The 14,999-nt window shown below is 31.8% G+C and carries 13 protein-coding genes, 3 tRNA genes and 1 rRNA gene; 3 read left to right on the forward strand and 14 right to left on the reverse strand.

The genetic code is table 11. The features are described 5' to 3' along the window. Positions 1-49 precede the first annotated feature (49 nt). The 7 genes from MKD34_RS07475 to MKD34_RS07505 form a co-directional block, all read right to left on the reverse strand. Positions 50-1,562, reverse strand: a 16S ribosomal RNA gene (locus MKD34_RS07475). A gap of 329 nt (positions 1,563-1,891) precedes the next feature. Continuing rightward, positions 1,892-2,899 (reverse strand): hypothetical protein, encoded by a 1,008-nt coding sequence (locus MKD34_RS07480; protein WP_240218917.1) that lies wholly within the window; start codon positions 2,897-2,899, stop codon positions 1,892-1,894. Between the two features lie 373 nt (positions 2,900-3,272). Further along, complete coding sequence (gene rpsI, locus MKD34_RS07485) at positions 3,273-3,671, reverse strand: 30S ribosomal protein S9 (RefSeq protein ID WP_023052397.1); 399 nt, start codon at positions 3,669-3,671, stop codon at positions 3,273-3,275. A 16-nt stretch (positions 3,672-3,687) separates the two neighbouring features. Further along, positions 3,688-4,122 carry a 50S ribosomal protein L13 gene (gene rplM / locus MKD34_RS07490; protein ID WP_023052398.1) on the reverse strand — a complete coding sequence of 145 codons (435 nt, stop codon included), beginning with the start codon at positions 4,120-4,122 and terminating at the stop codon, positions 3,688-3,690. Between the two features lie 114 nt (positions 4,123-4,236). Beyond that, positions 4,237-4,848 (reverse strand): acetate uptake transporter, encoded by a 612-nt coding sequence (locus MKD34_RS07495; RefSeq protein ID WP_240218918.1) that lies wholly within the window; start codon positions 4,846-4,848, stop codon positions 4,237-4,239. A 97-nt stretch (positions 4,849-4,945) separates the two neighbouring features. Then, positions 4,946-5,893: an ROK family protein gene (locus MKD34_RS07500; RefSeq protein ID WP_240218919.1), complete on the reverse strand. Its 948-nt coding sequence runs from the start codon at positions 5,891-5,893 to the stop codon at positions 4,946-4,948. Positions 5,894-5,904: 11 nt separating this feature from the next. Then, positions 5,905-7,392 (reverse strand): carboxypeptidase M32, encoded by a 1,488-nt coding sequence (locus tag MKD34_RS07505; protein ID WP_240218920.1) that lies wholly within the window; start codon positions 7,390-7,392, stop codon positions 5,905-5,907. A gap of 140 nt (positions 7,393-7,532) precedes the next feature. On the opposite strand from MKD34_RS07505, the gene trpS reads away from it, so the two are divergent. Then, a complete protein-coding gene (trpS, locus tag MKD34_RS07510) occupies positions 7,533-8,516 on the forward strand; it encodes a tryptophan--tRNA ligase (protein WP_240218921.1) in 984 nt (327 codons plus the stop codon). A 35-nt stretch (positions 8,517-8,551) separates the two neighbouring features. On the opposite strand, the gene MKD34_RS07515 is transcribed toward trpS, so the two are convergent. From MKD34_RS07515 to MKD34_RS07545, 7 genes are all read right to left on the reverse strand, one after another. Next, a tRNA-Arg gene (locus MKD34_RS07515) sits at positions 8,552-8,628 on the reverse strand. A gap of 52 nt (positions 8,629-8,680) precedes the next feature. After that, positions 8,681-8,772, reverse strand: a tRNA-Ser gene (locus MKD34_RS07520). An 8-nt stretch (positions 8,773-8,780) separates the two neighbouring features. After that, a tRNA-Ser gene (locus tag MKD34_RS07525) sits at positions 8,781-8,864 on the reverse strand. Between the two features lie 91 nt (positions 8,865-8,955). Then, on the reverse strand, positions 8,956-9,657 hold the full coding sequence (locus MKD34_RS07530) for a hypothetical protein (protein ID WP_023052403.1): 702 nt from the start codon (positions 9,655-9,657) through the stop codon (positions 8,956-8,958). 66 nt (positions 9,658-9,723) lie between these two features. Then, positions 9,724-11,376: a sensor histidine kinase gene (locus tag MKD34_RS07535; protein ID WP_240218922.1), complete on the reverse strand. Its 1,653-nt coding sequence runs from the start codon at positions 11,374-11,376 to the stop codon at positions 9,724-9,726. 20 nt (positions 11,377-11,396) lie between these two features. After that, positions 11,397-12,074, reverse strand: coding sequence for a response regulator transcription factor (locus MKD34_RS07540; RefSeq protein WP_023052405.1), 678 nt, complete (start codon positions 12,072-12,074; stop codon positions 11,397-11,399). Positions 12,075-12,155: 81 nt separating this feature from the next. Then, positions 12,156-12,992, reverse strand: a complete 837-nt coding sequence (locus MKD34_RS07545) for a phosphate ABC transporter substrate-binding protein (RefSeq protein ID WP_240218923.1) — start codon at positions 12,990-12,992, stop codon at positions 12,156-12,158. Positions 12,993-13,244: 252 nt separating this feature from the next. Between MKD34_RS07545 and pstC the strand changes: the two genes are divergently transcribed. Beyond that, positions 13,245-14,126, forward strand: coding sequence for a phosphate ABC transporter permease subunit PstC (gene pstC, locus MKD34_RS07550; RefSeq protein WP_240218924.1), 882 nt, complete (start codon positions 13,245-13,247; stop codon positions 14,124-14,126). A 13-nt stretch (positions 14,127-14,139) separates the two neighbouring features. Then, positions 14,140-14,979 (forward strand): phosphate ABC transporter permease PstA, encoded by an 840-nt coding sequence (gene pstA, locus MKD34_RS07555; RefSeq protein WP_023051191.1) that lies wholly within the window; start codon positions 14,140-14,142, stop codon positions 14,977-14,979. Positions 14,980-14,999: the final 20 nt, after the last annotated feature.

Genomic DNA, 14,999 nt, shown 5'->3' on the forward strand with positions numbered 1-14,999 from the left:
CTTACAAAGAACAGTATCAATCGAATAGAGAAAAAGTTAGTCTCCTTAGAAAGGAGGTGATCCATCCGCACGTTCCCGTACGGATACCTTGTTACGACTTCACCCCAATCGCTAATCACACCTTAGGAACATCCCTCCTTACGGTTAGGCCTGCTACTTCAGGTGCAACCAACTCTCGTGGTGTGACGGGCGGTGTGTACAAGACCCGAGAACGTATTCACCGCAACATGCTGATTTGCGATTACTAGCGATTCCAACTTCATGTACTCGAGTTGCAGAGTACAATCCGAACTAAGAACAGCTTTAAGAGATTAGCTCACCCTCGCGGGTTGGCAACTCTCTGTACTGCCCATTGTAGCACGTGTGTAGCCCAGCGTATAAGGGGCATGATGACTTGACGTCATCCCCACCTTCCTCCTGCTCATCGCAGGCAGTATCGCATGAGTGCTCAACTTAATGGTAGCAACATACAATAGGGGTTGCGCTCGTTGCGGGACTTAACCCAACATCTCACGACACGAGCTGACGACAGCCATGCACCACCTGTCACTAAGTTCCGGCAAGCCGGCACGAATCCATCTCTGGAAACTTCTTAGGATGTCAAACGCTGGTAAGGTTTCTCGCGTTGCGTCGAATTAAACCACATGCTCCACCGCTTGTGCGGGTCCCCGTCAATTCCTTTGAGTTTCACACTTGCGTGCGTACTCCCCAGGCGGATCACTTATCGCGTTAGCTTGGGCGCTGAGGTTCGACCCCCAACACCTAGTGATCATCGTTTACGGCGTGGACTACCAGGGTATCTAATCCTGTTTGCTCCCCACGCTTTCGCGCTTTAGCGTCAGTATCTGTCCAGTGAGCTGACTTCTCCATCGGCATTCCTACAAATATCTACGAATTTCACCTCTACACTTGTAGTTCCGCCCACCTCTCCAGTACTCTAGAAAAACAGTTTCCAACGCAATACGGAGTTGAGCCCCGCATTTTAACATCAGACTTATTTTTCCGCCTAGACGCGCTTTACGCCCAATAAATCCGGATAACGCTTGCGACATACGTATTACCGCGGCTGCTGGCACGTATTTAGCCGTCGCTTCTTCTGTTGGTACCGTCACTTGCTTCTTCCCAACTGAAAGCACTTTACAATCCGAAGACCTTCATCGTGCACACAGAATTGCTGGATCAGACTTTTGGTCCATTGTCCAATATTCCCCACTGCTGCCTCCCGTAGGAGTAAGGGCCGTGTCTCAGTCCCCTTGTGGCCGTTCACCCTCTCAGGCCGGCTATCCATCGTCGCCTTGGTGGGCCGTTACCCCACCAACTAGCTAATGGAACGCAAGGCTCTCTCTTGGCGCATATAGCTTTCATAAGTTTCTCATGCGAGAATCTCATAATATCCGGTATTAGCTGTCGTTTCCAACAGTTGTCCCAGACCAAGAGGCAAGTTCCTTACGCGTTACTCACCCGTCCGCCATCCTCATTACCCGAAGGTAAATTGAATCGACTTGCATGTGTTAAGCATTCTGTCAGCGTTCATCCTGAGCCAGGATCAAACTCTTCATTCAAATATATTTAAAGTCCTAAGACTTACGTTTACACCATTTATTGGTTTGCCATTTCTGGCATTTTGTTATTTTCATAACTTCTGACTATTTTCTCTATTCGGTTGTTAATGTCCTTATCTTTTAACTTTCGTCTGCGGTGTTTCCCGCTGACAAAAATAATAATACCATTTTTTTTACATTATGTCAATAACTTTTTTTATTTTTTTTAAAAATATTTTTTTTATTTTTTCATTAAACAATTATATTAATTTATACCAAAACTTAGTTCTTCTATAATATCATTATATATATAAAAATCCTTGCAAGTAAACTTACAAGGATTTAATTAACTAGAATTTTACATTAACTCCAGCTTCAACTATTGTCATATATGAATCTTTTTTAGATCCATCTGCTTGCTCCCACTTTCCAAACTCATATCCTAAGCTTGTGAAAATAGTTGTTGTTTCTGTTAATGCATATGTTCCATGTGCATATATTCTATTTACATCAAATGCATCTTTCATTCTAGTTCCTACTCCATAGTCTTTAGAACCATTTTCTTTCTTAGACTCATATTGTAATGTTCCTCTATATTCTCCTGATACAGCAAAATCTCCATACTTTGCTTTTGGAGTAAATAATCTTACTTGTTGATATTGAACTTCTGAATCATTACTAATTGCGTACTCTCCCTCAAAGTAGTAAGAAATTCCCCACCCATTATATGATAATTTTGGTTGGAACTCTACATAATTAGAATCTGAATTAGTGTGTTGAACTACTGATACAATTCCTTCTTCATTCACCGTAAAGTCTTTATTATCAAACTTCTTCCCGTCATCAGCCTTATATTCATACATTAAGTATCCAGATAACCATGAAGTTGGTGCAAAATTTCCTGTTATTGCATACTTATCCCAAGATCCTTGAGCTGCATATTGTAATTCTACAGAATAATTTTCAAATAAATTTCTTCCAACTCCTACATATGTTCTAGTTGCCACTTTGTCAAATAAATCTTTTTCTGCATATGATCCATTTGTATTAGAGTTGAAATATCTTCTTGCATTAAACCATCCATACCAGTCAGCTCCATAAGAGAAGTTAGTATATAATCTTAACGAATTGTTTCCTAAATCTCCACCAGCTTTTCCAGATCTATTTTCTGACCAAATACCAGTTTTAATTGATGTTAATTTTAAAGTTGGTGCTTCCTCTACTACTACTTCTTCAACCACGTCTGCTACTACTACTACCTCTTTCGATACTTCTACTGGCGCTACTACAGCCTCTTTTGCTGATGCAGTTGCTCCAACTACTAATAAAGAACCTAATAAAAGTGCTAACTTTTTCATATAAATTCCCTCCAGTTATTATTTTTTTAGAAATCCCCGTTTTTGAATTTCTCCCGTTACCTAGTTTATACAATATTTTAATCTTTTTGTAAATATTTTTTTATTTTTTTCCAAACTTTTTACTCGCTTTTTACGTCTACTGTGTTTAATCTTAAATCATTTTTTTAGTTAAAAAATCATTTTTGTAAATTCAAACTTCATTTTTCCAACTTTTTTTCAAGTTGTACTTCACTGAATTTACAGTCATTAATTTATATATATATATTTTTTTTATCTTTAAATTTATTATATATATTTATTTTTTTATGCCATAAAATAAAAAAAAGCAGATACATAATTGTATCTGCAATAATTTTTTTGAATAAAAAAGTGATTATCTCTTTGAGAATTGTGGAGATCTTCTTGCTTTTCTCTTTCCGAATTTCTTTCTCTCTACCATTCTTGAGTCTCTTGTTAAGAATCCAGCTTCTTTTAAAGCTCCTCTTAAAGTCTCATCAGCTTCTAATAAAGCTCTTGATAATCCGTGTCTGATAGCTCCTGCTTGACCAGCATTTCCTCCACCGATTACATTTACTTTAACTTCAAACTTATCTAAAGTTTCAGTTAATGTTAATGGTTGCTCAACGATTTTAGAAAGTAACTCTCTTCCACCGAAGTAGTCTGCCATAGTTTTTCCATTTATTTCAATTCCTTTTCCACCAGGAATAAGTCTTACTCTTGCTACTGAAGTTTTTCTTCTTCCAGTTCCTCTATATTGAATCATTTCTGCCACTGTCAATCCCTCCTAATTAAAATTCTACCTTTACTGGTTTTTGTGCAGTATGAGCGTGCTCAGCTCCAACAAATATTCTTAATCTTGTTAACTGCTCTCTTCCTAATCTGTTCTTTGGAAGCATTCTCTTAACAGCTAGCATTAAAGCTTCTTTAGGATTCTTTGCAAGAATCTCTTCTAATCTTCTTTCTTTTAATCCACCAGGGAAACCTGAGTGACTATAGTAAACTTTATCTGTTAATTTCTTTCCAGTTACAGCTACCTTCTCGATATTTGTAACGATTACGAAGTCTCCTCCGTCAATATGTGGAGTGTAAGAAACTTTATCTTTACCCATTAATTTTTTAGCTATTTCTGCAGCTAATCTTCCTAAAATTTTTCCTTCTGCGTCGTATTGAACGAATTCTCTTACAACGTCTTCTTTTCTTTGCATTGCAGTGTATTTCTTCACGTTTTTTTTCCTCCTCGAAAATAGTTATATTTTTTAATATAACGAACGGCGTTCCTTTGTGGGAAAGGATTTATTATACCTATATATTATATCTATTTTTTCCTTTTTTGTCAATTACTTTTTGAAGATTCCTAAAGGTTTTCCTAGTGGTAAAAACTCTCTTCCAAAAGTTTTATTTAAAACATTTGCAGCTGATCCATAGAATGACATCATAGCTATTGCAAACTCTGATACTGCAGCTAATGTATGCATTGCATGAGGAGCAATTCCAAATGTTGTTCCAGCTAATCCTATAAATAGGAAATCAATTAATATAAATATTATCAATAATGTTTTATTAGTCTCAATAGCTCCAACTGTCATGTACAATGTGAATATTAAATATCCTATAAATACAAATCCAAAAGCTTTAGGGTCCGCTGCAGCTTTCATAGCTTCACCAAATACTCCAAGTTGTATCATCCAGCTCATAGCCATTCCAAACCAGAAGAATGCATATCCACCAAATGCTGTTGTTCCAAATACGTTTCCATGTTTAATATCATTTAAACAAGCTATTAATTGAACAAAAGCTCCTAAGAATATTGCCCAAGGAATTACTAACGATACTCCACTTACAATTCCAAATTTATTTGCCGATGCTACTAATGTAACAATTGCAAGACCTAATAGTCCTAATGCTGAAGGGTCTGCTACTTCAATTTTTACATGATTGTTTTGATTCATTTTCTTTTCTCTTACTCCTTAATTAATTTTTTTACGCAAGGAGTATTTTAACCTTTTCATAAAACTTTGTCAACAAATACTTAACTTTATTTATTTTTTATATTGTTAGTGCTGATGCACCTTTTATTCCAGCATCATTTCCAAGTTGCCCTAACTTAATCTGAAGATTTTCAATTGTTATCCCCAATGCATAATTAGGCAATTTCTCCTTAACTTTATCTAATAAAATATCTCCAGCTAAAGCTACTCCTCCCGATAAAATTATTACTTCCGGATTTATAATATTCAAAACATTTCCAATCCCCATAGCTAGATAATCTGAAACGTAATCAACTATATCCAAAGAAAATTTATCTCCATTTTTAGCGGCATCAAATACATGTTTTGCTTCTAATTTATTTAAATCACCGTCTATTAACTTGTACAACTCATTATTTTTATTTATTTGTAATCTTGATAATGTTTCTCTTATAACTCCAGTTGCTGAGGCATATGCTTCAAAACATCCTTTTTGACCACACCCACACACTTTTCCTTCTTTTTCTAATTTCATATGACCAATTTCTCCACCTGCACCAGTAGCACCAGAAATTAATTTACCATCTATAAATATTCCACCACCAACTCCTGTTCCAAGAGCTATTGTTACACTTTTAGAGTACCCTTTTCCAGCTCCATACAAAGTTTCTCCAAGAGCTATTACATTAACATCATTATCCAATCTCGTTTTTACTCCAGAAATTTTTTCCATTTTTTCACTAATATTTATATTTTTCTCCCAAGGAAAATTAGCAAAAAATCCAACTTTTTTCTGATCAATAACTGGTCCAGGTATCCCCATACCAATACCTTTTATCAAATCTCTAGTTATATCTAATTCGTCTGCTAGCTCTAAAACAGAAGTCCATATTTTATTTAAAGTATAATCTACTCCCTCTATTGATTCTGTTTTTATACTTGTACTTTTTAAAATATCACCATTAGAATTTAGTATTCCAATTTTACTATTAGTACCTCCAATATCTATTCCTACAAAATATTCCATAAAACTCCCTCCTAATTATAAATATTTTTATATTTTTCTTTTAAATACTCTATATAATATTCTGGATTTAATTCTTCTCCAGTTACTGAAACCATAATTTCTTTAGGTGTTTTCAACTTTCCATATCTATGAATTTTCTCTCTTAACCAATCTTTAATTCTTTTTAATTCTCCTCTTTCTAATGTCCCCTCTATATTTATATCTTTTTTCATAGCATTTAAAATTTGAAGTGAATATACATTTCCCAAAGCATACGATGGAAAGTACCCAATAAGACCACAAGACCAATGAACATCTTGTAAAACACCTTCAGAATCTGTTGATGGAACTACCCCTAAATATTCATACATTTTTTCATTCCAAACTCTTGGTAAATCTTTTACCAGGTATTCTCCTGATAAAATTCCTTTTTCAATTTCATAACGTACCATTATATGTAATGAATAAGTTAACTCATCCGCTTCAACTCTGATTAAAGATGGCGAAACTTCATTTATACCTTTATAAATCTCTTCTAATGTTAATTCTGATAATTTACTATATTTAAATTTACTTTTTTCTAGAATCCCAAACCAAAATTCCTTACTTCTACCAACAACATTTTCATAAAATCTTGATTGAGATTCATGTATACCCATAGAGGCTCCATCAGATAAAATTGTATCTTTTAATATCTCATCCACTCCCTGTTCATAGACACCATGTCCACCCTCATGAATAGTGCTAAAAATACTTGAAAAAGGAAGATCTTTTAAATATCTCGTTGTTAATCTAACATCATCTTTATTTACAGTTAATGTAAATGGATGAGCGCTTTCTGATAAAACTCCTCTTTCCAAATCAAACCCTATATACTCTAAAACCTCTTTTGAAAAAAGCTTTTGATTGTATTCTGAAACTTCAAACTTCACTTTCTTTTGAAAGTCTCTTTTATTTTTATTTACTTCTTTTAATAAAGGTACAATCTCTTTTTTTAATTCTTCAAAAAAATTATCTAGTTTTTTAACATTCATTCCCTTTTCATAATCATTCAAAATCTCTGAATAAACATCCTCTTTTATTCCTCTATACTCTATAAACTTTCGATTAAAATTAAAAATTTGCTCTAAGATAGGAGCAAAACTTTCAAAATCATTATTTTCTCGAGCTATCTCCCATATCCCTTGAGCTTTAGCTGTAAGTTCAGAATACATTTTATACTCTTCACTAGGAATAACTTTTATTTTTTCAACTTCTTCTTCTAAAAGTTCTATCTCTCGTTTTACTATATTATCTAATTTTTCTTCATTTTTTTTCAATTCTTTTAACATCTCTAAAAACTCTTTAGAAGTAGTTAAATTATAGCTCTTTAAGCTTAATTCTCCTATCATTTCAGAGATCAATTTATAACCACCTTTTGGTGCTTGGGTTTCCAAATCCCATTGAAGTAAAGCTAACATAGAATCTATTATTTTTTTCTCTTTTATCATTTCTCTAAATTTATTTATTTTCTCTTCCATAATTCCACTCCTTTACCCTTTTACTTAATTATATTGAATTTTTCTCTCTTTAACAAGATTTTTCACGTTCTATTGATAATTTTAGTAAAATAATGTAAACTTATATATAAAAATATAATAATAGTATAAAAGGAGTTTTTATGAAAAGAAGTATATCTGGTATCCAACCCAGTGGAATATTACATTTAGGAAACTATTTTGGAGCCATGAAACAGTTTATAGAAAACCAAGATAAATATGAAGGTTTTTATTTTATTGCAGATTATCATTCACTTACATCTCTTACTGATCCTAAAGCACTTAGAGAAAACTCTTATAATATAGTTTTAGATTATTTAGCTTTAGGACTTGATCCTGAAAAGTCAACAATTTTTTTACAATCAGATGTTCCTGAACATACAGAACTTATGTGGTTACTTTCTAACATTACTCCTGTAGGTCTTTTAGAAAGAGGCCATTCATACAAAGATAAAGTTGCTAAAGGCTTCACTCCTAATACAGGACTTTTAACTTACCCTGTTCTTATGGCTGCTGATATACTTATGTATAATGCTGATATTGTTCCAGTAGGAAAAGATCAAAAACAACATCTAGAAATGACAAGAGATATTGCATTAAAATTTAATCAGCAATATGAAGTTGAGCTTTTCAAACTTCCTGAACCTCAGATTTTAGAAGATTTAGCTGTTATTCCTGGTACTGATGGACAAAAAATGAGTAAATCATATGGTAATACAATTAATATGTTTGCATCTAAAAAAGAACTTAAAAAGCAAATTATGAGTATCGTTACTGATTCTACTCCTCTAGAAGATCCAAAAGATCCAAATAACAACATTGTTAAACTTTATGAACTTTTCGCAACTAAAGAACAAGTTGAAGAGATGAAAAATAAATTTATTGCTGGAAATTATGGATATGGACATGCTAAAACTGAGCTTTTAAATGCTATACTTGAATATTTCAAAGATGCTAGAGAAAAAAGAGAAGAATTAGTAAATAATATGGAATATGTTGAAGAAGTTCTTGCTAAAGGAGCTGCTAAGGCTAGAGAAATTGCTAAAGCACAAATAACAGCTGCCAAAAAAGCTGTCGGATTAATTGGAAATATATATAACAAATAAAAAAAGACAGTGAAAACTGTCTTTTAATTTTTTTATGGCGCACCCGAGAGGAATCGAACCCCTAACCCCCTGATCCGTAGTCAGGTGCTCTATCCAATTGAGCCACGGATGCATATTTATCTATAAAAAAAAGGTAGTTACTCTACCTTAAACTACTTTTATAATGGCGGTGAAGGTGGGATTTGAACCCACGGTACGGGATTAACCGTACTCTCCCTTAGCAGGGGAGTGCATTAGGCCACTCTGCCACTTCACCATCCTTTATGGCGGAAGGTCAGAGACTCGAACTCTGAAGTCTTGCGACGCCGGTTTTCAAGACCGGTTCCTTACCAGTTAGGGTAACCTTCCGTACACAAAGATAGTATCATTTTTTTTATTGATTGTCAAATACTTTTTTTATTTTTTAAAAAAAAGCTGCCTTAAAAGCAGCTTTAATTAACTATTTTTCTTCAGTACCTGTTGTTTCAGTTACTTCTTCTTTATTTTCTTCCTCTTTTGGAATAGGATTTCCAAACATCCACTCGATTTGTCTTCTAACTCCAGTTAATTCTACTACTTGTCCATCGAATTCTAATCTATCATTCTCAGGAATAGCTAGGAATCCATCCTCTATTGGTGCATCTTTTAATAAGTTATGCTGAATTTTTATAGCATTCTCAAATCCAAATGGTTTAAATTCTGTTTTTACACTTCTAATTAACTCATCATTTTTAGAAATCTCCTCCACTTGTTCTGGAGTAAATCTTCTTTGTGGCGGATATTCTGCTATGAATAAAGTTTCTGTTTTTAAAAACTTTAATTCTTCTCCCTCTTTTTCAAATATATCTATTGTATATCTTCCTCTCGTTTTAACTAAAAATCTGTCAATATCTACAATCTTTTTTCCAACACCTAAAGGGTCTACCATTGGTGTTAGTTCCCCTCTTGATATTAAATCATCATCAGGCCCATTTAATCTAACTTCAAACACTGTTGGTTTTGTAATCTCCTCGAAAGTTAAAACAATTGACAATCTCATCATAGGATGAGGAAAAATTGGTTGAATTATATTATCAAAAGAGCCAAATATATCTACAGCTCCTCCTACTTGTTGACTCATCTGAGCTGCATGTGCAACTATTATATTTTTTACCTTAGCCATCTTATCCCCCTTTTTGGTTGTTTTGTTCTAATTTACTATAGCATACCTATTTTAATTTGTAAATTTTTATTTCAAGATTGTAAATATAAAAATAGTACCTTTTCCCTCTTTAGAAATAACATCCACTTTTCCTCCACATCTTTCTACAAGTTCTTTCACGATAGAAAGTCCTAATCCAGTTCCAGCCTTATTACTTGTTCTTGCCTTGTCTACTCTGTAAAATCTTTCGAATATCTTCTCAACATCATCAGAAGCAATCCCTACACCATTATCTTTCACACCTATTTTATACATACTTTTTGTTTCTATTATCGATATTTCTATTTCTGGTTTTAAATCCCCTCTATATATAATTGCATTTTCAACTAAATTTTTTAAAATAGTTAAAACTTTTTCAAAATCAATCTTTAACTCTCCTTCTTTATTTAGAAGATTTAAGCTATAAGTTATATTAGCTTCACTTGTTTTTATTCTTTCATTTAATATTGCATGTAATTCCGCTTTTAATCTTGCTACCGGTATCTTTTCAATATTAACAATATTCGAGCTTTCAATCTTACTTATATTTAAAAAATCTGCAATTATATTCTCTAATTTGTCTATATTATTTTTTATAGTTTTTATAAACTGAATTTTCAACGGCTCAGGTGCGTCTTCTAACGCAATTACATAACCTTTTATATTCGTTAAAGGTGTTTTCAATTCATGGCTTACATTACTTATAAAGGTTTTTTGAACTTCTATCATACCTTTAGTTTGAGTTATATCTTTTATAGACAATAAGTATCTCTGGTCTTGATCTAAAAATTTAACACTTACACTAAAATATCTTTTTAATCTTAAAATATAAACTTCTGATTTTTGATTCTGTTTTTCTCTTACACTTTTTTTTACTATATCTATAATTTCAATATCTTTTATTAAATTTAAATAATTCAATTTATCCTTTTCATAAAGATAATTAAATCTACTATTTTTAATTATTAATTGTAAATTTTCATCAAAAAGACATATTGAAGAATCTATAGATGTTATTATTTGATGTAAAATTCTCTTTTCTCTATTAAGATTAACTATATTTTCTAAATTTTGTTTTTGCCACTTTTGAACAATATCCCATAAATTAAGAATCCAAGGGTCTTTTTCAAAATACAGGTTTTCTCCATTTCCTTTTTCTTTTAAAAAATCTTCAATAACTTCTATCTTTCTATACAAGTCTCTTTTTAAATATTTTTTATAAAAAGCATGTATTATAAAGTTTAAAAATGTAAAAAATAAAAGTTCTGCAACTAAAATTATCTTTAACATTCTTAAAGTATCTCCATAATTTTTAGAAACTCTTACAACTACTTTTTCTCCCTCTTTATTACTTCTTTCAACTGCATAGTATGCCATAACCTCATCTGAAATAGAACTTTTCCTTATATCAAATCCTATTCCAGTATTTTTAACTTCAAGAACTTCTCTTCTGTTACTATGATTTTCTAACTTTCCTTCTTCATTATATTTTCTCGAATCATATATAACCTTTCCATTTAAACCAATTATATTAAATCTCATATCAGAATTTTCAAATATTTGTTGGTAATCTTTTTTGTCATACTCCTTTATTAAATTAGATATGATAAAAACATTTTCTTTTAAGCTATTTTTTACTCCATCTTTATACAAATGAGATAAAAATAAAATATTGGTTATTACAAAAATTATTTCAATCATAACTATAAAAAATAAAGCAATTATCTCTTTTCTTCTAATCTGTATCCTACTCCTTTCACTGTTTTTATACATTCTGTTAAAAATGGTATTTTCTCTCTCAATTTAGATATATACACATCTACAGTTCTATCGCCTGAATAATAATTACTCCCCCAAACTTTATCCAATATTTTCTCTCTACTTACTACAATTCCTTTATTTTTAACTAAAAGCAAAAGTAAATCATACTCTTTCTTAGATAATTCTACCTCTTCACCATTATTTGTAACCAAATGTTTATCTTCATCAATTTCCAAATCTAAAAATCTATTTCTTATCTTTTTGTTTTTTTCTTGTTGATTAAGAAGTTTTTTTCCTCTTAACAGAAGCTCTCTTGGATCAAATGGCTTTTTCATATAATCATCCGCTCCAATTTCTAATCCTTTCAATACATCTTCAACTTCTGTTTTAGCAGTTAACATAACTATATAAGGAGTTCCATACTCATCTTCCATCTCTTTTACAATCTTCGTAAAATTTATTCCATCCAAATTAGGTAGCATTAAATCTAAGATGATTAATTCATGTTTATCTTTTTTCAAATACTTCAAACCTTCTAATCCATCAGAAGCTACGGTTACTTTATAACCCTCTTTTGTGAAATAATAGTTTATTAACGCCTGTATCTCTAAATCATCTTCAACTACTAGTACCTTCATATCATCTCTCCTTATTTTTTCTTTTTATTATATCACAAATATAAAAAAGGTGTCCTTTTTTCATCAGGACACCTATACTTACTATTTTGCTGGAACGAATCCCTCATCAGCAACTACTCTTTGTCCATCTGCTGATAATGCAAAGTCAACTAATCCATTTACATCTTTATTATCTGTATCTATAACATACCAATAGATTTCTCTTGCTATTGGATATTTTTTATCTGCTACATTTTGTACACTAGGTTCTATTGAATCCACTTTTAAACTTTTTACAGATTTATCCATATATCCCATTCCTATATATCCAATTGCGTATTTATTATTCTTTGCTTCTTGTTTTATAGCTTCATTTGAAGGCATATACAAAGTATTTTTACCGTATTCCGCATCTTTCTTTGTATTTTCTTCTCTTATAATATGCTCTTTAAAAAACTCATGTGTTCCAGATGATGAATCTCTAGATAAAACAACTATTGTAGCATCATCTCCTCCAAGCTCTTTCCAATTAGTAATCTCTCCTCTAAATATTTTAGCTAAATCCTCATGCGTTAAATCATTTACTTTATTTGAGTCATTCACTATTACTGTTATCCCATCATATCCTAAAACAACTTCTTTTAATTTTAATCCTTTCTCCTCTGCTGCTTTTACTTCTTTATCCTTAATATTTCTAGATGCCATCCCTATATCAGCTGTTCCGTTTATTAAAGATGATATTCCTACTCCAGACCCTCCACCTGTAACAGCAATTCTAGCATCCTTATTTTTTCCCATATACTCTTCAGCAATATACTGAGAAACATTTACTATTGTATCTGAACCTTTCACTTGGACAACTTTTGATGCCATCGCTGTTGTTGAATACGCTCCCATCATAGCCATTAACCCCATTAGAAAAAACTTTTTCATTTTCATCCTTAAACTCCTCCTAAATTTTATCTTTATTTTAATTTTTATTTTTCTATTCTTGAAAATAGTATAGAACATCAATGTTAATCTAATTTAAATTTAATGTAAAAAAACTGTAAAAAATTTTTTACAGTTTTTTTACATACAATTAATCTTATTTTAACAAGCAAGATATATTATATTCGTATGTAGTTTAATTTTAGTTTAAAATTAGTTTAATTTTTTTTTAATTTTTTAACATAGATTTAGGAGGTTATCATGCATAATATAAGAAAAGTTAAAGATTCTTTTATGAATGGAGTTCACTCTATTGTTGGAATTTTTAACATTCTAATTGTTATACTTATATTCATTTTTATTTTAGTTAATAGTTTATCTTTTTTTAAAGACTATCCTCTTTCAAAATTTTTCTTTGGAACAGAATGGATATCTCTTTCAGGTAAATATGGACTTTTACCACTTTTAGTTGGATCATTTTGGGTAACACTAGTTGCACTTTGTATCTCTATTCCTATTGGAATTATAACTACTATATATATATCTGAGTTTGCTAATAAAAAAACAAAAAAAATCATTAAAATTATTATTGAAACAATGTCTGCTTTACCGTCAGTTGTTTTAGGATATCTAGGATTATATGTTTTGTCTGGATTTATAAAAGATTCATTTAATTTACCAAGTGGACTAAATGCTTTAACTGGAGGAATTATGCTTTCTTTTATGGCTATTCCTACTATAGTAAGTTTATCTGACGATGCATTAAATGCCCTTGATAAATCTTACCGTGAAGCTTCTCTTGCTCTTGGAGCTAATAAACTTGAAACAGTTTTTAAAGTTCTTTTACCTGCTGCATTTCCTGGAATTTTCGCAGGTATTATGCTAGGATTCGGAAGAATTATTGGTGAAACTATGGCTGTTCTTATGATAACTGGAAACGCTCCTATAATGGCACCATCTCCACTATCTCCTGTTAGAACTTTGACAGCTACAATCGCTGCTGAAATGGGTGAGGTTGTTCAAGGCAGTCAGCACTACCATGCTTTATTCGCTATCGGTTTAGTATTATTTGCAATAAGTTTCTTAACAAATAGTGTTGCAGATAAGTATATTAGAAAATCAAGAAAACTGATGGGTAAATAGGAGGAATATTTAAATGAAAATTTTAAAAGGAAAAAGTGGTATCGCTATCGAATTATTTATTAAGACAATTGCTTTATTAGCAGTAGTTCCAATATTTCTGATATTAGGGTACATTATCTATAAAGGTGTTCCTGCAATCTCATGGGAGTTTTTAACCGAAGTTCCCAAGAGAGGAATGAGAGCAGGAGGAATTTTCCCAGCTATTGTTGGAACTATCTATCTAACTCTTGGAACTATTGCGGTTTCTGTTCCATTTGGAATCTTTACTGGAGTATATCTTGTTGAATATGCAAAAGATAACGTATTAACTAGATTAATCAACTTAACTATTATTAACTTAGCTGGAATACCTAGTATCATATATGGACTTTTCGGAATGGCGTTATTCGTTATATACTTTAAATTAGGTGTTTCAATATTATCAGGATCATTAACTTTAGGTATTATGTGCTTACCTGTTATTATAACAGCTACAAGAGAAGCTCTTTTAGCTGTTCCAAATAGTTTAAGAGAAGCATCTCTTGCTCTTGGAGCAACAAAATGGGAAACAATTTCTAAAGTTGTTGTTCCTGCTGCATTGCCTGGAATCTCAACTGGAGTCATTTTGAGTATTTCAAGAGCCGCTGGTGAAACTGCACCTATTTTATTTACAGCTGCAGCATTCTATTTGCCATTTTTACCTCAATCAATATTTGATCAGGTTATGGCTTTACCTTATCACCTTTATGTTATATCAACACAGGTACCTAATATGCCACAAAGCAATATGCATGGAACTTTATTTGTTCTGGTATTTATAACTGTAGGATTTAACCTTATTGGTGCATATATTAGAAATAAATTTGAAAAATAATAATCTCGTATAATTTTGGA

This window comes from Cetobacterium somerae (assembly GCF_022430525.1).
Lineage (GTDB): Bacteria > Fusobacteriota > Fusobacteriia > Fusobacteriales > Fusobacteriaceae > Cetobacterium_A.